This is a genomic window from Faecalibacterium prausnitzii (assembly GCF_003287405.1).
Lineage (GTDB): Bacteria > Bacillota > Clostridia > Oscillospirales > Ruminococcaceae > Faecalibacterium > Faecalibacterium intestinale.
In genome coordinates, this window is sequence record NZ_PRLD01000013.1 from 56967 (window position 1) to 76781 (window position 19815).

A 19815-nucleotide genomic window follows, 5' to 3' on the forward strand; every position below is an offset into this window, starting at 1 on the left:
CGCCATGAGCGATAAGCTGCCCCGCATGGACTACCGCCAGCACCGGCGGGCGCGGCGGCTGGTGCATGAGTGCTGTAACTATGACGAGGGAAACTGCCTGCTGTTGGACGACGGGGAGCCTTGCGTGTGCGTCCAGAGCATTTCCCTTTCCCTCATGTGCCGCTGGTTCCGTGTGGCTGTCCTGCCCCTTGACGGGGAGCTGGCCGCAGCCCTCTTATACCGGGGGAGCCGGAAACGGTGCGCCGTCTGCGGCGCGGCCTTTGTCCCCAAATCCAACCGGGGGAAATACTGCCCCGGCTGCGCCGGGCGCATGAAGAAAATCAAAGCCGCCGAGAGAAAGCGGAAACAAAGGCAGAAATGTCACGCTTTAGAGCCTTTCAAACCCGCATAAATCAAGGCTTTTTTCGTGGGTGTCAAAGGGTACGCGATACATTTATCCTTTTCCCCCGGAAACGCCGTCCTAACGCGTGACAAACCGCCAAAATCAACCCGAACACAGGGAGGTGATACTATCGCTGATTATATCATGGCAGACACACCGCTGCCCAGCTATCTGCCTTACCCCCGTTTCCTGTTCAAAATGGAGATTTCCCAGACCGCCAAGCTGCTGTATGCGCTGCTGTTAGACCGTTCCACCCTCTCCCAGAAGAACAAGTGGCAGGATGATGAGGGCAGGATTTATATTATCTATCCCATCGCGGAGATAGCAGAAATACTGGATAAAGGCAGCACCACCATCAAGGGGGCGCTGAATGAACTGGACGCGGCGGGGCTTTTGGAACGGGAACGGGGCGGCTTCTCCGCACCGAACCGGCTGTATGTGAAAGTGCCGCGTGTGCCACAGGTACAGTTTTCCGACCAACTGATGGCCGGAAAACCGACCCTCACAGAGCCGGAAAACCGACCAACTGATGGTCAGAAAACCGACCTTATGATGGTCGGAAAACCGTCCCCTAACCAAACTACTATAAACAACCTTACAGAGAACCAAACAATGGGAGCGAGTGGGGAGCCACCCGCATCCTATGGCCGATACCAGAATATTTTTCTGTCCCAGACCGAATACGACGAGTTGCAGGCAGAGTACCCCGACAGGCTGGAACGGTTCATCGAGGAAATGAGCCGCTACCTTGCCGCCAGCGGGAAAAGCTACCAGAATTATGCCGCCGCCCTGCGGATATGGGCGGGGAACGACAAAAAGGGAGCCCCGAAAAAGGGCATACCCGACTACTCATGCAAGGAGGGCGAGAGTTTATGAAGAACGAAATCAACGCTGTTTTGGAAAATATGACGGCTGCCACCCCGGAGCCGGAGGACTATACCGGCGAGGACGGTTTACTGTACTGCGGCAAGTGCCGTAAGCCGAAAGAAGCCTACTTTGCGCCGGATAAGGCCGCTATCTTTGGCCGTGACCGCCACCCGGCAGAGTGTGACTGCCAGAGAGCCGCCCGCGAGGAACGGGAGGCCGCCGAGAAGCGGTGCAGGCACCTTGACACCGTGGAGGAACTGAAACGCCGGGGCTTTACCGACCCCACCATGCGGGACTGGACTTTTGAGAACGACAACGGCAGGAACCCGCAGGCCGGGATTGCCCGCCGGTATGTGGAACACTGGGAGGATATGCGAACCGACAATATCGGCTGCCTGTTCTGGGGCGGCGTGGGAACCGGGAAAAGCTACCTTGCGGGCTGTATCGCAAACGCCCTCATGGAGAAAGAAATCCCCGTCCACATGACGAACTTTGCCCTTATCCTCAATGACCTTGCCGCCAGCTTTGAGAACCGCAACGAGTACATTTCCCGCCTTTGCCGCTATCCGCTGCTTATCCTTGACGATTTCGGCATGGAGCGCGGCACCGAGTACGGGCTGGAACAGGTTTTCAATGTAATTGACAGCCGTTACCGCAGCGGCAAGCCGCTGATCGTCACGACCAACCTCTCGCTGGACGACCTGCGGAACCCGGAGGACACCGCCCATTCCCGGATTTATGACCGGCTGCTTTCCATGTGCGTCCCGGTACGCTTTACCGGCGACAACTTCCGGCAGGAAACCGCGCAGCGGAAAATGGAGAGCATGAAGAAACTGATTACCGACTGAAAGGAGTATTGCCTATGGCAGATAACAAGCAGCACGACACCCGCACCGCCCGCCGCCCCGACTGCGTGACGGAAATCCGCATGGGCAATTCCGTCCTTGTTGTGTCCGGCTATTTCAAGAAAGACACGACCACCACCGCAGCCGACAAAATGGCGCGGGTACTGGAAGCGGAAGCCGCTGCTACACAGGAGCCGACTTATCCGGCATGAGCCGGAGCATGGGAAAAGCGGTCACGCTGGGGAGCGTGGCCGCTGGAATATCAGTGACAATTTTATTTTTTTCGGAGTTTTAAGACAATGCCTTTATTGGCAGCTATATCCTGTAACTGCTTTGCGATAATAGAAGCCTGCTCTTTTTTACTCAAACCCTGAAACTCTTTATCGGATTTAACTGCTTGCAATATATTTTCAATCTCGCCAATCTCTAAGAGATTGACCGCAATACAGAATAGGTTTTTTCTGCGTCCGTCATTATAGCTTGCCAAGAGGAAATCTAATATTTTTCGCTTTTCTTCCTGTTCAGCATTATAAGCAGGAATCCCAATTTGCTGGGCTTTTCCCATGTCATTCATTTGATTTTGATGAGTTATAAAAGAATCAAAATCATCTATGTGAGCGTATTTGTCACAAGGGAAACTGCCGCATTGAAAGCAGTATTCGATTTTCTCATGTTCAATGCTACACTTTGCAATTTTACAGGATTGATTGTCAACGCCGCAGCCGGAACAATATCCCGCTAAATTCATGGGACAGAGTTTGCAATTTAGACCACAAAGCGAAAGGTACTGATTATTACGGACAAATCCTTTCATTGCCACACCCCCTTGTATTGACTAATCTCATTTTACCATAAGGACAAGGGTTTTTCTACTACGGAGCCACAATAACTCGCTACACAAAAATCGGCAATTTGACAAGCTGTAAAGAAGCAGATTTGACACTTTTGCCGCTATACAGCCCGCACTATTCCGTGGTACAATGAAACCACGGAATAGTGGGGCTGGCTGTCGGAAACGGAGGATTTTATGTTAAGACAAGCCACCCAAAACCTCATTACCGCCCTTTATCCGAGATTGTCCCATGAGGACGAATTGCAAGGCGAGAGTAATTCCATATCGAACCAAAAACGGATACTCGAAGCCTTTGCAAAACAAAATGGCTTTACCAATCTGCGCTGGTACACCGACGACGGCTATTCCGGCGCGAACTTTCAAAGACCCGGTTTTCAAGCCATGCTTGCAGACATTGAAGCCGGGAAAGTGGGTACGGTCATCGTCAAGGACATGAGCCGGTTAGGGCGTAACTACTTGCAGGTAGGGTTTTACACGGAAATGCTGTTCCCCCAAAAGGGCGTGCGGTTTATCGTTGTCAACGACAATGTGGACAGCGCAAACGGCGGCATGGACAACGATTTTACCCCTCTGCGAAATCTGTTCAACGAATGGCTGGTGAGAGATACGAGCAAGAAAATCAAGGCAGTAAAACGAGCAAAAGGCATGAGCGGCAAGCCTGTTACCAGCAAGCCGGTCTATGGCTACCTCATGGACGAGGACGAGAACTATATCGTTGACGAGGAAACCGCGCTGGTAGTCCGGCAGATATACCAGCTTTGCCTTGCCGGAAACGGCCCGACCAAGATTGCCCGTATGCTGTCGGAGCAGCAAATCCCCACGCCGGGGACGCTGGAATACCGCAGAACGGGCAGCACCCGCCGCTACCACCCCGGCTATGAGTGCAAATGGGCGACAAATACCGTTGTCCATATCCTCGAAAACCGGGAGTACACCGGCTGTCTGGTAAACTTCAAGACGGAGAAGCCTTCTTACAAGGTCAAGCACAGTGTAGAGAACCCTATCGAGAAGCAGGCCATTTTCCCGAATCACCATGAGCCGATTATCGACACGGAAACATGGGAGCGTGTGCAGGAGTTACGCAAGCAGCGCAAACGCCCGAACCGCTATGACGAAGTGGGGCTGTTCTCCGGTATGCTGTTCTGCGCCGACTGCGGCCATGTGATGTACCAGCAGCGGTATCAGAACAAGAACCGCAAGCAGGACTGTTACATCTGCGGCAGCTATAAGAAGCGCACCCGCGACTGTACGGCGCACTTTATCCGCACCGACCTGTTGACCGCCGGTGTCCTTTCCAATCTCCGGCAAGTGACCGAGTATGCCGCCAAGCATGAGAGCCGCTTTGTGAAGCTGCTTATCCAGCAGAACGAGATCGGCGGCAAGAGAAAGACCGCCGCAGCCACGAAGCAGCTTGAACAGGCACAGGAGCGTATTTCCGAAGTGAGCCGCATTATTAAGCGGCTGTATGAGGACAATGTGAACGGCAAAATCAGCGACGAGCGTTTCATGGAACTGTCGGCAGACTACGAGCAGGAGCAGCGGGAACTGAAAGACCGCGCCGCCGCTTTGCAGGCCGAACTGGACAAGTCGCAGGCCGCCACCGTCAACGCGGAAAAGTTTATGGGGATTGTCCGAAAGCACCTTGCCTTTGAGGAATTGACCCCCACCCTCTTGCGGGAGATGATTGAAAAAATCGTCGTGCATGAGTGCAGCTATGACGAGAACGGCACCCGCAGGCAGGACATTGAGATTTATTACAGCTTTGTCGGCAAGATTGACTTGCCCGAAGCCTAACGCCCGACCTATCCGACACAATGGCCAAGTGCCGGATAGGAACGGCAAAAATTTTTACACTTCTATTACTTCTTTATCGCACATCAGTAAAGTCGCAGGGCATGAAGCAGCTTATGAGCGGCGGCGGTGTCATTCTCATCGGCACTCAGCTGATTCCGCTGCTCTCTGGTCTGTTCGGCTAATCAACAAGCGATAGGAGGAAAACCCGCCATTGTTCGATAATATTTTCGCAGCAATCGAAAAATGGATGAGGGAACTTCTTTCCGGCATGGTGGAGTCCAACCTGAGTACGATGTTCACAGCGGTCAACCAACAGACCAGTGAGATCGCTGCTCAGGTCGGGCAGACACCGCAAGGGTGGAACAGCAGTATTTTCAGCATGATCCGTAACATTTCGGATTCGGTGGTGATTCCCATTGCAGGAATCATCATTACGCTGATCCTCTGCTACGAACTGATTTCGATGCTGACGGAACGGAACAATCTGCACGATGTAGACACATGGATGTTCTTCAAGTATTTCGTGAAGATGTGGATCGCGGTCTATCTCGTCAGTCATACGTTCGATATTGCAATGGCGGTATTTGACATTGGGCAGTCGGTGGTAAATTCTTCCTCCGGCATTATCCGTGGCAATACCGCCATTGATATTAGTTCTCTTTCCATGCAGATGCAGGCGGCAATGGCAACAATGGCGATTGGCGAACTGGTGACGCTGGCATTGGAAACCCTTGTTGTAAGCTGGTGTCTGAAAATTCTGTCGGTAGTTATCACGGTAATTATGTACGGCAGAATGATAGAAATATACCTCTACACTTCGCTTGCTCCGATTCCATTTGCAACCATGAGTAACCGTGAATGGGGTCATGTGGGTACGAACTACTTCCGAGGGCTGTTTGCTCTGGCATTTCAGGCGTTCCTGATGATGGTCTGCGTGGCAATCTATGCAGCCCTCATTGGCAGCATCCGGGTATCTTCGGATATTCACTCGGCTTTGTTCGGCACGATGGCCTACACGGTGATTCTTTGCTTCTCGCTGCTCAAAACGGGAAGTCTGTCCAAACAGATCTTTGGCAGTCACTAAATCCGGGAAAATCCAACGAAAGGAAAAGACAGCAGACAACGCCGTTTCCCGGCGGCGGTCTGGCTGTTCTGGTGATCAATGGCCTATGTAACGATTCCCAAAGACCTTTCCAAAGTGAAGAATAAGGTCTTTCTGAACCTAACGAAACGCCAGCTTGTGTGCATGGGTTTCGCAGCAGGAATTGGTGTTCCGTTCTATTTTCTCATGCGCGATACGCTGGGAACGAGCAATGCAGCGGCAGGCATGGTGCTTCTGATGCTGCCGAAATTTTTCTTTGCACTGTATGAGAAAAACGGGATGCACCTTGAAACCATCCTGACGAATTTCATTAGTGTCCGCTTCAAACGTCCTGCGGTACGCCGCTATGAGGTCGAAAACCTGTATGACAGGGAACTGGAAACTGCAGCACCGACCCAGAAGAAGGGAGGTATCCTTGGTAAAAAGTGAACCGAAGAAGAAACCGCAGTTCGGCGGCTTCTTCCAGAAGTTCTTTCGGAAACCCGAAAAGAGCCAGAAGGAACAGCAGTTGACTGTGCAGCGTTCCATTCCATATCTGGAAATGGGGCGCGACGGTATCTGCCGGGTGGAGGAACATCTGTATTCCAAAACTGTCCGATTCTACGACATTAACTACCAGTTGGCGCAGAACGAGGATAAAAACACCATCTTTGAAAGCTGGTGCGACTTCCTCAACTACTTCGATGCCAGCATCCGTTTTCAGCTGTCGTTCATCAACCATAAGAGCGACATGAGCGAGTACAACAAGGTCATCCAGATCGAGCCGCAGCACGATGCGTTTGACGATGTGCGTATGGAATATGCGCAGATGCTGAAACAACAGCTCGCCAAGGGCAACAACGGTCTGGTTCGGACGAAGTATATTACGTTCAGCATTGAAGCAAAGAGTGTCCGGGAAGCAAAGCCCCGGTTAGAGCGTATCGAAACCGATATTCTCAACAATTTCAAGGTGCTGGGCGTGAAAGCCTATCCGCTGAACGGCGTGGAACGGCTTCAAATCATGTACGAAACCTTTCATCAGGAGGAACAGCAGAAATTTGATTTCAGCTATGACCGCATCCTGCAGAGCGGCATGACGACCAAAGACTTCATTGCCCCGACCAGTTTTCTGTTTAAGAGCGGCAAGGACTTTATGATGGGCGACACCTATGGTGCTGCATCCTATCTGAACATCCTTGCCCCGGAACTGACGGATAAGGTGCTGGCCGAATTTCTGGACATGGACAAAAATCTGGTGGTCAGTATCCATGTGCAGTCGGTAGACCAGTTGAAAGCCATCAAACTTATCAAGGGTAAAATCACCGACCTTGATCGTATGAAGATTGAGGAGCAGAAGAAAGCTGTGAGGTCTGGTTATGATATGGAAATTATTCCGAGCGACCTTGCAACTTATGGCGGCGAGGCCAAGAAGATTCTGGATGATCTGCAAAGCCGCAATGAGCGTATGTTCCTTGTTACGGTGCTGTTCCTCAATACAGCCAAGACCAAGCAGGAGTTGGATAGTGCTGTGTTTCAGACTGCTGGTATCGCTCAGAAGTTCAACTGCACTCTGAACCGTCTGGATTATCTGCAGGAGCAGGGTCTTATGAGCAGCCTGCCGCTGGCAAATAACCTCGTTCCCATCAAGCGCGCACTGACCACCACTTCCACCGCCATCTTCGTTCCCTTCACCACGCAAGAGCTTTTTATGGAGGGCGATTCCCTCTATTATGGTCTGAACGCAGTGTCCAACAACATGATTATGGCAGACCGGAAGCAGCTGAAAAACCCGAACGGTCTGATCCTCGGCACACCGGGAAGCGGTAAGTCGTTCAGTGCAAAGCGTGAGATCACCAACGTGTTCTTCACCACAACGGACGATATTATCGTTGCAGACCCGGAAGGCGAGTATTATCCGCTGGTGGAAGCGTTGGGCGGTCAGGTCATTCACATCTCGTCCACCAGTAAGGACTACATCAACCCGATGGACATTAACCTCAACTATGCGGACGATGATAACCCGCTGGGCATGAAATCGGACTTCATTCTTTCTCTGTGCGAACTTATCATGGGCGCACGGGATGGCATGGAGCCAGAAGAAAAGTCGGTTATAGACCGCTGCCTGCCGCTGGTATACCAGAAGTATCTAAACGATCCGAAGCCGGAAAATATGCCGACGCTCGGTGATCTGTACGACTGCCTGCGGGAGCAGAAGGAACGGCAGGCGCAGCGTATCGCCACGGCACTGGAAATCTACGTCAATGGTTCGCTGCGTGTGTTCAACCACCAGACCAATGTGGAACTGGATAACCGCATTATCTGTTTCGACATCAAAGAGTTGGGCAAGCAGCTGAAAAAGCTGGGTATGCTTATCGTTCAGGATCAGGTCTGGAACCGTGTTACCATCAACCGCAACAGTAAAAAGAACACGCGGTACTATATAGACGAGTTCCACCTCCTGCTGAAAGAGGAGCAGACGGCGGCATACAGCGTCGAAATCTGGAAGCGGTTCCGAAAATGGGGCGGTGTACCGACAGGAATTACACAGAACATCAAGGATTTGTTGGCCAGCCGAGAAATCGAGAACATCTTCGAGAACAGTGATTTTATTTATATGCTTAACCAGGCATCTGGCGACCGACAAATCCTTGCGAAGCAGCTGAATATTTCGCCGTTCCAGCTGTCGTATGTAACGAACAGCAACGAGGGCGAAGGACTGCTGTTCTACGGCAACACGATTATCCCGTTCAAGGATAAGTTCGATACTTCGCTGAAACTGTACAGCCTGATGACCACGAAGCCCAATGAAATGGGAAAATATAAGGAGAAAAAGGAAACATGAACACACCGAACATTTTTGACCGACTGAGCCGCAAGATTCATCATCACTCTGACATGGAGCCGCACGAAAGTGATTCCGGCCCGCCTTTTGATGAGGTGGAGCCGCTCAACTTCCACGATGAAGAATCGGTAGTGCATACGGTGCTGGAGGACTTTTACGCCGTTGGTACACTGGCCGATGAACTGACTGACGGCTTTCACATGGAAGCCCACGGTTATCTTGACCGTGAGGAAGTGAACGCCCGTCTGATCGCCTTTGCCCGGAAGCTGGAACAGGTGCTTGATAAGTGGGAAACCCACGCAGCCCTGCTTGCATGACGGTTTCTGCCGGAAGGAGGTGATTTCCATAGCAGACAAAAAGTTCCGGGGCAGAGATAAAATCGTCCAGAAAATGACCAAGGATGGTCTGGTGGATGAAAACCTCCGCACCGGGGAACAGAAGTCCGCAACCGCAGAAGAAAAGCCAGAGCAGGAAGATTCGGCAAATGAAACTGCGGAAAAGGAAACAGATGAAGAAGCTATCGTGGAAGAAGAACGGTGCATGGATGCCGGGGACGGGGAGGAGGATGCACTCCGGCATCACAGCACCGCCAAGCAGAGCGCGGACTATTACAAAGCCCATCAGGAGGAGGGCAAGCCGAAGGATGCGCCTGCGGAATCGGATGCAGAGCCGCAGACCAAGAAAGGACGACTTTCCTTTGAGGATGAAAAAGGCGGCATTGTCCGTGGCGTAGGAATGGGTGTTAAGAAGGTGGCCAAGAAAGGAGTGGATACCGCCACCGGGTTCGCCCATCAGAAAGTACATCAGGTAGAAAAGGATAATTCCGGCGTGGAAGCTGCTCACAAGTCGGAAGAAGCCGCCGAACGCCTGCACCACTTTGTCAAAGGCAGAAAAAAGCCCAAAGATAAATCTGCCAGAGCGGAGAAAAGAGGTGGCGAGGATCAGAAATCCAGCCGCCTGAAATTCTCCGAGAGTGAGGGAGGCACTGCAGAAAAAGCAGCAGAACCGCAGCTGAAAAAGAAACAGCCCCAGCCGCCACCGACTGCCGCAGGAGGTGAAACAAAAACAGTCGGTGCGAAGTTTTACCAGAAAAAGCAGTATAAGGATGCTTATGCAGCCGCCAAGCGCGGTCAGAAAGCCGGAACTGCTGCCAGCAAGCAGGCGGCAGCGGCAACCAACACCATTGCGGAGAAAGCGAAAGCGGCGGTGCAGGAGATCGTCGTGCAGAATAAAACCCTGTGGGTCAGTATTGGTGTGGGCATCCTGCTGGTGATGGTCATGCTGGGGGCCTTTTCAAGCTGCGGCGCAGCAATTCAGGGAACAGGCAGTACCTTTGTGGGAACGACCTACCCCAGCAAGGACGCCGATATGAAAGGTGCGGAAGAAGATTATCTGGAACTGGAAAAGGAACTGGATAAGCAGATTCGGCAGATGGAGTCCACCCATCCGGGCTATGACGAATACCGCTATCAGCTGGATGAGATCGGGCATGACCCGTATCAGCTGATTTCTCATCTGACAGCGGTTTATGAACAGTTCACCAGAGGACAGGTCAAGCCTGTTATCAAAGAACTGTTCAAGCAGCAGTATCTCCTGAAAGTGTGGGAAACCATTGAGATTCGCACTCGCATGGAAACCAGAGTAGGAATTCGGCCAACGATTGACGCTTTTGGAAACATCAGCATGGAAACCTATACCTATCAGGAAGAAGTGGAGTATGAGTACAAAATCCTTAACGTCCTGCTGAAAAATAAAGGCTTCGACACCATCGCGCGGAAGAACATGAACCAGAAGCAGACCGGGCGATACGATGCCTACAACCTGACCTACGGCAACCGCCCCGAACTGTTCGGCGCAGGATCACCGACTTACAGCGGCGGCACAACGGGCAGTATCGGCACAGGTGGTGGTGCTGGTGGCTCCGGCGGTGGCTTCAAGTACGACATTCCCTCGGAAGCCCTTTCGGATGAAAAGTTCGCAAGGATGATCGAGGAAGCCGAAAAGTATCTCGGTATGCCGTATGTGTGGGGCGGCAGTTCCCCAAGCACCAGTTTTGACTGTTCCGGCTTCGTATGCTGGGTCATCAATAACTGCGGCAATGGATGGACCGTTGGACGAACAACGGCCAACGGTCTGCGTGGAAAATGCAGCTATGTTTCTCCTGCGGATGCGCAGCCCGGTGACTTGATCTTCTTTGAAAAAACCTATAACACCGTTGGCGCGTCGCACGTTGGCATCTATGTCGGCAATGGTATGATGATCCACTGCGGCGACCCCATTTCCTACACCAGCATTAACTCGACCTACTGGCAGAGCCACTTCTTAGGCTTTGGCAGAATCAACTAAGGAGGGACGATGGGCAAGAAATTACAGAAATATCTGGATGAAGCCGAAAAGACAGAACAGCAGATCGCGGAACTGGAGGAACGGCTGAAAACCATCCGGGCAGCACAGAAAAAGGAAGAGGACAGCGAGATCATCCGTGCCATCCGCAGCACCAAGATGGGCGGGCGCGAACTGCTGGCTCTGCTGGACAACATTCAGGCGGGCAATGTGACGTTCCTGACCGCCGTAAACAACGCTTCGGGAGAAGCAGAAACGGAGGAAACGATTGAAAAAGATGCTTAAACGGCTGGGTGTTGTTATTCCCAGCACAATTCTGACCCTACTGATGGCAGTAGGCTTTTCGACCCCGGCCTTTGCCTTTGTGGACACCACCGAGGTGGCGGAGGAACCCGTGCAGGTGATCGAAGAAGCAGAGCCGACCGAGGAAGAAAAGATTCCGTTCACCATCGCAGGCAACGGTGAGGTGGAGGACAACATGGTGGATGACCCCAGCAAGGAGTTCTTCACGGTCAAGACGAAGGGCGGCAACACGTTCTTTTTGGTGATCGACCGGGCGAGGAACAGCGAAAACGTCTATATGCTCTCGATGATCGACGAATACGATTTGCAGGAGTTTCTGGATGATGAAGAGCGGAACGGCCAGCAGGAAGAAGAAACGCCTGCGGTAGTTCTGCCCGAAACCAAACCCGAATCTACCCCGGATGTGGAAATCGAAGAACCGAAAGAGGAATCGAGCGGTGGCATGAATAAGATTCTGCTGCTGGTATTCGTGGCGGCACTGGGCGGTGCAGGTGCTTTCTTCTACTTCTACATTTATAAGCCGAAGCCGAAAGAAGAAACGCCGCAGAGTGAAAATCTGGAAACCGACCAGAGCCTTGCGACGGTGAACGAGGATAATCAGTCCGGCAACGAAAATGGCACATAAGAAAACCGTAACATAAGGATGCAGGGGTAGTCGAAAGGCTATCCCTGCTTTTTTCAAAAAAGGAGAAAGCGTTGAAATATCTGGTGATTGCAGAAAAACCGAGCGTATCGAAATCCATTGCAAAAGTGATCGGTGCATATCGGCAGGAGGACGGGTATCTGGAGGGTGGGGATTGCGTGGTAAGCTGGTGTCTGGGGCATCTGGCAGAGTATGCAGCCCCGGAGCATTACGATGAACGCTATGAAAACTGGCGTTTTGAGGATTTGCCGATTCTCCCTGTTGAGTGGAAACTGCTGGTACACAATACCAAGAAGCCGCAGTTCAATGTTCTGCGCAAACTGCTCCGCAGCAAGAAATTTGATTATGTGGTGAACGCCTGCGATGCAGGGTAGTGCGGTTGGGTGACTTAGGAGAAAGAAAAAAGAGACCTCATCTCGTTGAAAATCAAATTTCAAAATCATTAAAGGAGCTATTCAAATGAAACGAAATCAGAATTTCGACCTTAATCACTCTCAAAAAGCGCTTTCCTGCCGCTACAACATGGACACCAACCGGGTGGAAACCCGATTTGAAGATGGCACAACCCTTTCCATTGATTGTATCGCCATTGAGGACGAGTACGGCAATACCCCGGCACAGCGAGCTGAACTTGATTGGCTGCTATACAACAATCCGCTGGAGTACGCACGGATGGTGCTGAGCGGGGAGATAGAGCACTACCTCACGCTCGGTTGTGACCATGGCAAACTGAAAGACTAACCTCTAAATAGGCCAAACAACCCGCTACTTGCAGTCGCTGCAAATGGCGGGTTGTTGGCTTATTTTAAGTTTTTCCTTTGCTCATAGTAGTGCAAAATCAATGGCCCAACGGTCAAAGAAATCACAAACATCAGGCAAATCTACTGGTTTCTTATAAATGTCGTTCTAAAATTCAATGGATTTTGCTATTTCTAGCACTTGTTTTTTTCGACACGAAAGTCGATTCAACCCTATATCTTATGTATCTCTCGATGATTTCAAGTTTGCCATTTGGGTGGCTTGATTATTGAGAAAATTCTAAATTCCTAAAAGGTCTATCATTTTCATCAATCGCATCGTTATTGAGAATAAGCACTGCACCACCACTTAACAGAGGAGACAGCTGTAAATAGCCTATATTATTTATTGAGAAAATGAAACGCTATTGCAACAGTTGAATACTGTATATTTTATCAAATTGATACGGATCTGATAGCAACACCTTACCGTTTGATATCACAAGAATGCTTTCGCCTTCTTTAAGATACGACAACTGAAGATTTCCTTTCAAGTAGTTTGATGCGCCATAAATTATATAATTGTCATCCGTATCATATAATTGATTTTTTGCAGTCGCATAAATACAATTGTTCTTCAGGTCAACTTCTTCAACTATAAGTTCCGATTTTTTTCTTCCGGATGTATTCAATTGAAATAGAATGCAGAGAGCCACTGCCACAAATGCTATGCCAACCATAATCTTCCGTTTGCATTTCATTTTATCAACCTCTGTATGAAAGGAACAGCGTATAAAGCGATTGTGTTATTCTCAATGCCCCTGTATAAGAAGTCGGATATGAAGAACCATCAATTGTGCTTCCATCTTTATGGATTCCGATAGCTACATACCCAGCTCCAGAAATATATTCTACAAGAGGACCACCACTAAAGCCACCTGTCAAATCCCAATCGCCCTTGAGATATTTTGAAGTCTGACTTCTAATATACCCAGAAGATTTACACATCCGATATCTCGCATCGGCACCATTTATTTGGCTCGGATAGCCATAAGCATACACCAACTGTGATGATGAATAATTGCTAGACTGCCAATGTAACCCAAGCCATCCCGTTTTCGTTCCTAAATTATTCTTGAGCGTAATAATTGCCCAATCCTCTGAACTTGTTCCAGCAAGATAAGAACCACTAACAATCATCGAACTTGCCGATACATTTTCGCTTCCAAAAGGTTTACTATTATCAGATCGAGCAGGTGCGACATTTACCGACTTAACGTAGGCTTTTTCCTTTATACTATATAGATTATGTGCTGCTGTTGCAAGTGCATTAGGCCCAATCATAAATCCAGAACCATAATTTGTCCCTCCATTATTGGTCGTTATCTGTAGGCATACCGTGCTACAATATGGTGTTGCTGTTGGATTATCAACAACAGTGATATCATTGCTTCCGATAATCGCATACAGATCGGGTAGATCAATATCCGAAATCTTTCCATTTGGAAAATAGCCTGCAGTTGTCTCTCCATCCGTGAAGGAATTGGTTTCAACTATAATTTCCTCTATAGATTCTTCTTTTGTATCAAAATCGTATCTATGGTATCTCTCGATATGAGATTTTCTTCCATCACTTTGATTATCTGCAAAAGCAGTCAGCCCAGAGTTAAGCTCCATTGAAGAAAGAGCCACAATCCCACTTGCTTTCAAAAAAAATTCTACGAGATATTTTTTCACTAGCCATTTTAATTTTCCTTCTTTACTTTTAGAGTATACACAAGATTTCTTATACATCAGTTGCTCTGCATTGGAAACGCCTCCGTAAAATTTTTCATACGTTAGAGCCATCCTTATTTTAGGTTTCAACTTTTACTTTCGTAAAAAATAAATACCACTGATTTTTTATCCAATAGCCGTGCTAAGATTTATCTCTATGGGATTCAACACATGCGTCTGCTGGCACAACCAAGCCCAATTGTTCACTGTAGTAGTAAACAAGTCGTCATAGTTGTTGTCATATGCAAAATCAAATGTGTCATGAACGGTAATCAAATAATACATTATAGAATTACCAATCATGAAGCCTGTTCCAGAGGTGCTTACCCTATGCAATGCATAGAATAAATCTGCATTATCAGACTTTTGAATTGTAAAAGACCAACTTCCTCCGCTAAAATCTTTCAAGCCACTATTAAGTACTTTGTTTTTATAATTATTAAAAACTGTTGTCGTGTTTAACTTGTCAAGCAATGGCGTCGAAGAGTCCGTCACACTCTCAGAATAGTCAATATTATATACAGAGAATTCAACCATAAGAGCCGCACATTCATATCCCTTATCCCGTGCAATTTGCGCAGCTGCCAACCATGCAAGCTGTGTATTATTTAACAAATTTCCAGATGCGCGTGTTTGATCTTCATCTTTCATCTTATCGATAAACTTATTTAATTCATCTATCGACATTCCCGAAAAATCAACATGATACTTATCATTCATGCTTTGAATAACAGGATTGCTAGCTTTACGGCTGCTTGTATTAGCAGCATAAGACACAGTATTTATCGAAAACAAAAAACACACCGAAAGAACTAATGATACGAACCTCTTCATAACGAACCTCCTTAAATTCTGTACTCTACTATATAAATTGTGTGCTTCTCATCGTCCCAGACAACGAGACTAAAATTCACATCTTCAGAATGTAAAAGCAATGTATTCATTTCGGCTTCCGAGCATAGTTCCTTATGTTGACTATTATCATAAAGAAAAAAATTTCCACTTGCAATTTCAGGAATCTTAAAATCCAATCCAAAATATGACGACACATTTTTTAATATAGAAGATATAGTTGGGGAATCATTAATTTTCTCCCATGAATCGAGTTGATGAACAATCTTGGTTGCATCCACATCGTAGTATACCGCTAACATTATCCCATCATTTTGCAATCCGCCATAAGCCTCATATATCAACGATTCAGAGTATGTTGCTTTTCCAATTTTGAATTGTTTCAAATAATCTCGTTTTTCATATTTGCTTTTTCTTCCAAGCATAAAGCCCAAAAGCAAGCACAGTGCGACTATAGCTAGGTATCGGATAACGTGCGTTGATCTCGCCTTTATAATTACCTCACACCTTTCTAACTTGCTGAAATATATAACAAGCTTCACTTATCTACTGGTACTTCCAGTAATGGTTTCACTCCGCCCATCGGAATAGCTAAAGGTTGCAGAATACTCCAGCCTGTAAGATTTTCCAGGCTTAGTGTTAAAGTTACCGCTCCCCACGCAGGTTGAGGTCGTGCTGCTGTTTGAGCAGCTGCTTACTTTTTGCCATGTTCCAATTGTTCCCTTTTCATAGAGAACGCCTGAAACGCTGATTTTCTTTACTCCAGTTCGTGTCTGGGCATCAACTTGATAGTATGTTTGGTAAATAGATCCGTTGACCGTACTATCGCCTACATACCGCTCAGACTTTTCAACGGCCATTGCGGTGCAAGCAAAACTCAAGAGAATCACCGCTGAAATAACAATGGACAACAAACGCTTTTTCGACATAGACATACACCTCCGTTTTTTCGCTCCTATCAAGAGCCTTTGTATAATCAACGTAATTCGCATCCGCTTCGTTTCAATTTTCAGGAGAAATTTTTTCAAATTTTCCATCTTTGTAAGTTCAGACAAAAAGAAAACCGGACATTTGTGAACTCTCACAAGTGCCCGGCTTTCTTATCGGATGCCTTTTGCAATTTTCATAATCTCATCGTATGGAATGTTTCCCATAACGGTATGTGTAATCCCCCGATGTTCCCAACTTAGAGTATAAACATTCTTTCCATGTTCATCCGTACTGGTTCCAAGTACACCATCTGCTTCTCCGACCTTTACGGTTTCGTACACTGTATGCTCATTATCAAATAGGGACTGCTGCCCCGGCTGGATAATTGAGCAACGGACAGTGTAGCTTTCTTCTGCTTCTTTTGACGAGTAAACATGTAAAAAGTTTTCTGCTCGTTCAAATTTCTGCGCATTGTCCATTTCAAAGCCGTCCGGCACATAATGATCGCTGTATCCATCCGGCAATCGTTCCAGCGGTTCGCCATCCACCTGATAAGTCAACTGCATCTCAATGGGCAGAAACTTTTGAATCATCGTGTAGACTGCCTTGCGGAAGTATGCGCTGACCGCAAGTGCGCCAAGGGTCAGCACCACCAGCGTCAAGGCTGCAACCAACACCCGTTTCAACATCGGACGGTGTTTTTTCCTCCGTAATGCCACTGCCATTCGTTCATCCCATTGAGAAGTATCCGGGTAAAGTTCTTCAAGTTGTTCTGGTGTTGGCAGTGTATCCAGTTCCTTTTGTGCATCTGCACGAAGTGCAATCATCAAGGCCGCTTCAAATGAAATGTTTGTCTGCTCACTCATGGTTACTCAACTCCTTCCATAATAGTTTTCTCCCTCGAAAGAGCCGTGTTCGTACCACTTCGTCCGTTAATCCCAGCGATTTCGCAATCTCACGATTTGTATATCCCATTGCCAAAAGGCGTAATGGGTCACGATATTTCGGTTTCATTTGTCCAATCAGTTCTGTCAACCTCTCGATATTGTCAACACTGATTATTGCATCATCTGGCACTGGCGCATTATCCTCAATATCTGGGATTTCTTCCAGCGATTCTTCGCGCCGCTTGCGAAGCTGATCATACGCACGGCTTCTACTACAACTAACGAGATAGGCAGCGAGTTCGTGACAGTTTTCTCGATGAATTTTAGAAAAATTTTTTGCAACGTACAAAAACACCTCTTGTAGCACGTCCTCTGCCAAATACGAATCATCCATGATTTTGTAAGCGGTATGGTAAACCAGCCGTTTGTATGTATTGTATACCTCGGTAAACTCTTCTTCAAAGCTTCGATCATCAAGCACACTTAGATATAACGCAAGCAACGCAATCACCTCTATCTACATTGATTGTGTGTAGTGTACCACGAACCAATAAAAATGTCGAATACCACTAATATTGTAAAGGAGCGTGATGCCATGACTCAACCCAAAACTGACCTTGCCTACCTCCGCAGCGAGAAAGCCAAAGCGGAGCAGCAGCTTCGCTACTACAAGCACCGTGAGAAAATTCTGGAACATCAGATACCGGAGTTGACCCGAAAAGCCCGTGTGCATCGTCTGTGTACCCGTGCCGGAATGCTGGAAAGTTTTCTGATTGCACCAGAAGATCTCACCAACGATCAGGTGATGGAGCTGCTGAAAATTGCATTCCGTCAACCAGAAGTTGCGCTGGCTCTTGCAAAGATGATTCACGACCTGCACGAGAGCCGCAGCGTTCCGAACCCTTTAGAATAAAGGGCGCAATTATACACCGTTCCGGTGAAATTGCGGTCTTGCAGACGGCTCGATGAAATCGAAGCTGGCGTTTGTGCGCCAGCCCGATTCCATCCCAAGGAAAACTGCATTTTCCTTGCGCTGCTTTGCAGCTATCCTTTTGCGGTTCCCGCCTAAGACCGAAGCGCACGGCACTCCGGTCTAAGGCGGCGAGCACAACCGAATACGATTCCAGACCGTTCACAAGAGCAATCTTGCTGGGCGGTCTTTTTGTTTGGGGGTGATGCCTATTCCGTGTCCGCATTTCAAAATTACCATCGTCAAGCGTAGCCAAGGGCAGTCCGCCGTTGCCGGGGCCGCTTACCAGAGCGGCGAACGGCTGTTCAGCGAGTATGACCAGAAAACCAAATTCTACAACAAGAAGAAAGAGCTTGTCCATGCCGAGGTCATGTTGCCGTCCCATGCGCCGCCCGGATATGCAGACCGTGCCACCCTCTGGAACGCCGTGGAAGCCGTGGAAAACCAGTGGAACTCCCAGCTTGCCCGCCGCATCGTGCTGGCGTTTCCGGTGGAGGTGCCGCAGGAGCAGTATCTGTCCATGATAAAAGAATTTTGTCAGGAGCAGTTTGTTGCCAAGGGCATGATTGCCGACTTTGCCATTCACGACAAGGGAGATGGGAACCCACACGCCCACATTCTGCTGACCATCCGGGCAATGGATGAACACGGCAAGTGGCTCCCGAAAGCTAGAAAGGTGTACGACCTTGACGAGAACGGCGAGCGCATCCGGCTCCCCTCCGGCAACTGGAAGTGCCATAAGGAAAACACCGTGGACTGGAACGACCAGAAGTACGCCGAGGTCTGGCGGCATAGCTGGGAGACCATCATCAACCGCTATCTGGAAGCTGCTGGCAGACCAGAACGTGTTGACCTGCGCTCCTTTGAGCGGCAGGGCATCCAGCAGATACCGACCGTGCATCTCGGCCCTGCTGTGCACCAGATGGAAAAGCGCGGCGTGGAAACTTTTCTCGGCAACCTGAACCGAGACATTCGAGCCGCCAACAGCCTGATGCAGTCCATCCGCAGTGCCATCCGTGGGCTGCAACGCTGGATCGCAGACCTGACTGAAAAGAAGCAGCTTCTTCTGGACGCACTGGAAAAGGCGAAGGAGCCCACGCTGTCCGACCTGCTGGTGGACTACTTCAATCTCCGCAACGAGCAGCGCAGCGATTGGTCTGGCAAGGCAAAACTGAAATGCACTGTCCGGGACTTTGAGGAGATTCGGCAGGCGGTGGACTACCTGAAAGCCCATTCCCTGAACACCATCGAGGATTTGGACACTGCAATTTCTAACCTGAACCAAACCGCCGTCCCACTCCGCAGACAGTTGAAGCAGAACGAAAACCGTATGCGGGCAATCGCCCAGATCAAGGACGCTGATACCATCTATGCCAAGCTAAAGCCCATCCATGACACCTTTATCAAGAAGAACTTCAAGCTGACCAAGGACGCTTACGCCGCCCAGCACAAAGAGGAACTGGACACCTTCAATAAAGCTGTCCGCACCCTGATGAAGCTGAACGGCAGTACAGCGGTGGATTTTTCGGCATTGGATGCCGAATTTTCTGCGCTGCAATCGAGCAGCGCAGAGCTGCGCACCCAACTGGAAACCTTGCAGCCGGACATCTCTGCCCTGAAAAATATCCGCAAGTATATCGACATGGTGCTGAATAAACAGCAGCTTTCTGCACCGGGCGGTAAGATGCCGGAGAAGGAATCGGTGCTGAA

Annotated in this window: 24 protein-coding genes and 1 pseudogene; 17 read left to right on the forward strand and 8 right to left on the reverse strand. The window is 49.0% G+C overall.

Annotated elements, in window-relative coordinates:
• Nucleotides 1-4: 4 nt before the first annotated feature.
• Genes C4N24_RS12130 through C4N24_RS12145 form a run of 4 tightly spaced genes read left to right on the forward strand, consistent with a single transcriptional unit; the run spans nucleotide 5 to nucleotide 2306 of the window.
• Nucleotides 5-391, forward strand: a complete 387-nt coding sequence (locus C4N24_RS12130; RefSeq protein WP_087292858.1) for a cysteine-rich VLP domain-containing protein — start codon at nucleotides 5-7, stop codon at nucleotides 389-391.
• Nucleotides 392-406: 15 nt separating this feature from the next.
• Nucleotides 407-1258 (forward strand): replication initiator protein A, encoded by an 852-nt coding sequence (locus tag C4N24_RS12135; RefSeq protein WP_181573088.1) that lies wholly within the window; start codon nucleotides 407-409, stop codon nucleotides 1256-1258.
• Nucleotides 1255-2097 carry an ATP-binding protein gene (locus tag C4N24_RS12140; protein WP_112091624.1) on the forward strand — a complete coding sequence of 281 codons (843 nt, stop codon included), beginning with the start codon at nucleotides 1255-1257 and terminating at the stop codon, nucleotides 2095-2097. The genes C4N24_RS12135 and C4N24_RS12140 overlap by 4 nt, the downstream gene beginning before the upstream one ends.
• Before the next feature lie 14 nt (nucleotides 2098-2111).
• Nucleotides 2112-2306, forward strand: a complete 195-nt coding sequence (locus tag C4N24_RS12145) for a transposon-encoded TnpW family protein (protein ID WP_079697851.1) — start codon at nucleotides 2112-2114, stop codon at nucleotides 2304-2306.
• Nucleotides 2307-2368: 62 nt separating this feature from the next.
• On the opposite strand, the gene C4N24_RS12150 is transcribed toward C4N24_RS12145, so the two are convergent.
• Entirely contained in the window at nucleotides 2369-2908 is a 540-nt protein-coding gene (locus C4N24_RS12150; RefSeq protein WP_112091625.1) for a DUF3795 domain-containing protein, read from the reverse strand.
• A gap of 213 nt (nucleotides 2909-3121) precedes the next feature.
• Here C4N24_RS12150 and C4N24_RS12155 point away from each other — a divergent pair, with 213 nt between their 5' ends.
• From C4N24_RS12155 to C4N24_RS12205, 11 genes and pseudogenes are all read left to right on the forward strand, one after another.
• Entirely contained in the window at nucleotides 3122-4741 is a 1620-nt protein-coding gene (locus tag C4N24_RS12155) for a recombinase family protein (protein WP_112091626.1), read from the forward strand.
• A gap of 89 nt (nucleotides 4742-4830) precedes the next feature.
• Nucleotides 4831-4923, forward strand: a pseudogene (locus tag C4N24_RS15825) (Maff2 family mobile element protein); the annotation flags it as partial.
• Nucleotides 4924-4988: 65 nt separating this feature from the next.
• Nucleotides 4989-5825, forward strand: a complete 837-nt coding sequence (locus C4N24_RS12165; protein ID WP_330577007.1) for a VirB6/TrbL-like conjugal transfer protein, CD1112 family — start codon at nucleotides 4989-4991, stop codon at nucleotides 5823-5825.
• Nucleotides 5826-5903: 78 nt separating this feature from the next.
• The gene (locus tag C4N24_RS12170; RefSeq protein ID WP_112091628.1) at nucleotides 5904-6272 is read left to right on the forward strand and encodes a PrgI family protein; all 369 of its coding nucleotides are present in this window, start codon (nucleotides 5904-5906) and stop codon (nucleotides 6270-6272) included.
• Nucleotides 6208-8664, forward strand: a complete 2457-nt coding sequence (locus C4N24_RS12175; RefSeq protein ID WP_112091629.1) for a VirB4-like conjugal transfer ATPase, CD1110 family — start codon at nucleotides 6208-6210, stop codon at nucleotides 8662-8664. Before C4N24_RS12170 ends, C4N24_RS12175 begins: the two co-directional genes overlap by 65 nt.
• Nucleotides 8661-8981, forward strand: a complete 321-nt coding sequence (locus C4N24_RS12180; RefSeq protein WP_112091630.1) for a hypothetical protein — start codon at nucleotides 8661-8663, stop codon at nucleotides 8979-8981. Before C4N24_RS12175 ends, C4N24_RS12180 begins: the two co-directional genes overlap by 4 nt.
• Before the next feature lie 19 nt (nucleotides 8982-9000).
• On the forward strand, nucleotides 9001-11010 hold the full coding sequence (locus C4N24_RS12185) for a C40 family peptidase (protein WP_146746804.1): 2010 nt from the start codon (nucleotides 9001-9003) through the stop codon (nucleotides 11008-11010).
• 9 nt (nucleotides 11011-11019) lie between these two features.
• Nucleotides 11020-11292 carry a DUF4315 family protein gene (locus C4N24_RS12190; protein ID WP_112091632.1) on the forward strand — a complete coding sequence of 91 codons (273 nt, stop codon included), beginning with the start codon at nucleotides 11020-11022 and terminating at the stop codon, nucleotides 11290-11292.
• Complete coding sequence (locus tag C4N24_RS12195; protein ID WP_112091633.1) at nucleotides 11285-11935, forward strand: DUF4366 domain-containing protein; 651 nt, start codon at nucleotides 11285-11287, stop codon at nucleotides 11933-11935. Before C4N24_RS12190 ends, C4N24_RS12195 begins: the two co-directional genes overlap by 8 nt.
• Before the next feature lie 71 nt (nucleotides 11936-12006).
• Nucleotides 12007-12327, forward strand: coding sequence for a toprim domain-containing protein (locus C4N24_RS12200; RefSeq protein WP_112091634.1), 321 nt, complete (start codon nucleotides 12007-12009; stop codon nucleotides 12325-12327).
• Between the two features lie 85 nt (nucleotides 12328-12412).
• Complete coding sequence (locus tag C4N24_RS12205) at nucleotides 12413-12694, forward strand: DUF6061 family protein (protein WP_112091635.1); 282 nt, start codon at nucleotides 12413-12415, stop codon at nucleotides 12692-12694.
• A gap of 421 nt (nucleotides 12695-13115) precedes the next feature.
• On the opposite strand, the gene C4N24_RS12210 is transcribed toward C4N24_RS12205, so the two are convergent.
• The 7 genes from C4N24_RS12210 to C4N24_RS12240 form a co-directional block, all read right to left on the reverse strand.
• Nucleotides 13116-13451 (reverse strand): hypothetical protein, encoded by a 336-nt coding sequence (locus C4N24_RS12210; protein WP_112091636.1) that lies wholly within the window; start codon nucleotides 13449-13451, stop codon nucleotides 13116-13118.
• A 4-nt stretch (nucleotides 13452-13455) separates the two neighbouring features.
• Nucleotides 13456-14556 (reverse strand): trypsin-like serine peptidase, encoded by a 1101-nt coding sequence (locus tag C4N24_RS12215; RefSeq protein ID WP_242983268.1) that lies wholly within the window; start codon nucleotides 14554-14556, stop codon nucleotides 13456-13458.
• A 36-nt stretch (nucleotides 14557-14592) separates the two neighbouring features.
• Nucleotides 14593-15300, reverse strand: coding sequence for a hypothetical protein (locus tag C4N24_RS12220; protein WP_223474533.1), 708 nt, complete (start codon nucleotides 15298-15300; stop codon nucleotides 14593-14595).
• An 11-nt stretch (nucleotides 15301-15311) separates the two neighbouring features.
• Nucleotides 15312-15704, reverse strand: a complete 393-nt coding sequence (locus C4N24_RS12225) for a hypothetical protein (protein ID WP_223474532.1) — start codon at nucleotides 15702-15704, stop codon at nucleotides 15312-15314.
• Nucleotides 15705-15860: 156 nt separating this feature from the next.
• Nucleotides 15861-16247, reverse strand: a complete 387-nt coding sequence (locus C4N24_RS12230; protein ID WP_223474531.1) for a hypothetical protein — start codon at nucleotides 16245-16247, stop codon at nucleotides 15861-15863.
• A 171-nt stretch (nucleotides 16248-16418) separates the two neighbouring features.
• The gene (locus C4N24_RS12235; RefSeq protein ID WP_112091638.1) at nucleotides 16419-17114 is read right to left on the reverse strand and encodes a DUF4367 domain-containing protein; all 696 of its coding nucleotides are present in this window, start codon (nucleotides 17112-17114) and stop codon (nucleotides 16419-16421) included.
• Entirely contained in the window at nucleotides 17107-17646 is a 540-nt protein-coding gene (locus tag C4N24_RS12240; protein WP_242960722.1) for an RNA polymerase sigma factor, read from the reverse strand. The genes C4N24_RS12235 and C4N24_RS12240 overlap by 8 nt, the downstream gene beginning before the upstream one ends.
• Nucleotides 17647-17730: 84 nt before the next feature.
• Between C4N24_RS12240 and C4N24_RS12245 the strand changes: the two genes are divergently transcribed.
• On the forward strand, nucleotides 17731-18048 hold the full coding sequence (locus C4N24_RS12245) for a DUF3847 domain-containing protein (protein WP_097778411.1): 318 nt from the start codon (nucleotides 17731-17733) through the stop codon (nucleotides 18046-18048).
• Nucleotides 18049-18310: 262 nt separating this feature from the next.
• On the forward strand, nucleotides 18311-19815 hold a 1505-nt coding region (gene mobQ, locus C4N24_RS12250), incomplete at its 3' end, for a MobQ family relaxase (protein WP_112091639.1).

Bases quoted from the DNA above. Each gene is read 5' to 3' on its own strand.
- C4N24_RS12130 (WP_087292858.1), top strand. From the start codon at position 5: ATGAGCGATAAGCTGCCCCGCATGGACTACCGCCAGCACCGGCGGGCG.
- C4N24_RS12140 (WP_112091624.1), top strand. From the start codon at position 1,255: ATGAAGAACGAAATCAACGCTGTTTTGGAAAATATGACGGCTGCCACC.
- C4N24_RS12145 (WP_079697851.1), top strand. From the start codon at position 2,112: ATGGCAGATAACAAGCAGCACGACACCCGCACCGCCCGCCGCCCCGAC.
- C4N24_RS12150 (WP_112091625.1), bottom strand. From the start codon at position 2,908: ATGAAAGGATTTGTCCGTAATAATCAGTACCTTTCGCTTTGTGGTCTA.
- C4N24_RS12155 (WP_112091626.1), top strand. From the start codon at position 3,122: ATGTTAAGACAAGCCACCCAAAACCTCATTACCGCCCTTTATCCGAGA.
- C4N24_RS12165 (WP_330577007.1), top strand. From the start codon at position 4,989: ATGAGGGAACTTCTTTCCGGCATGGTGGAGTCCAACCTGAGTACGATG.
- C4N24_RS12170 (WP_112091628.1), top strand. From the start codon at position 5,904: ATGGCCTATGTAACGATTCCCAAAGACCTTTCCAAAGTGAAGAATAAG.
- C4N24_RS12175 (WP_112091629.1), top strand. From the start codon at position 6,208: ATGACAGGGAACTGGAAACTGCAGCACCGACCCAGAAGAAGGGAGGTA.
- C4N24_RS12180 (WP_112091630.1), top strand. From the start codon at position 8,661: ATGAACACACCGAACATTTTTGACCGACTGAGCCGCAAGATTCATCAT.
- C4N24_RS12190 (WP_112091632.1), top strand. From the start codon at position 11,020: ATGGGCAAGAAATTACAGAAATATCTGGATGAAGCCGAAAAGACAGAA.
- C4N24_RS12195 (WP_112091633.1), top strand. From the start codon at position 11,285: ATGCTTAAACGGCTGGGTGTTGTTATTCCCAGCACAATTCTGACCCTA.
- C4N24_RS12205 (WP_112091635.1), top strand. From the start codon at position 12,413: ATGAAACGAAATCAGAATTTCGACCTTAATCACTCTCAAAAAGCGCTT.
- C4N24_RS12210 (WP_112091636.1), bottom strand. From the start codon at position 13,451: ATGAAATGCAAACGGAAGATTATGGTTGGCATAGCATTTGTGGCAGTG.
- C4N24_RS12220 (WP_223474533.1), bottom strand. From the start codon at position 15,300: ATGAAGAGGTTCGTATCATTAGTTCTTTCGGTGTGTTTTTTGTTTTCG.
- C4N24_RS12230 (WP_223474531.1), bottom strand. From the start codon at position 16,247: ATGTCGAAAAAGCGTTTGTTGTCCATTGTTATTTCAGCGGTGATTCTC.
- C4N24_RS12235 (WP_112091638.1), bottom strand. From the start codon at position 17,114: ATGAGTGAGCAGACAAACATTTCATTTGAAGCGGCCTTGATGATTGCA.
- C4N24_RS12245 (WP_097778411.1), top strand. From the start codon at position 17,731: ATGACTCAACCCAAAACTGACCTTGCCTACCTCCGCAGCGAGAAAGCC.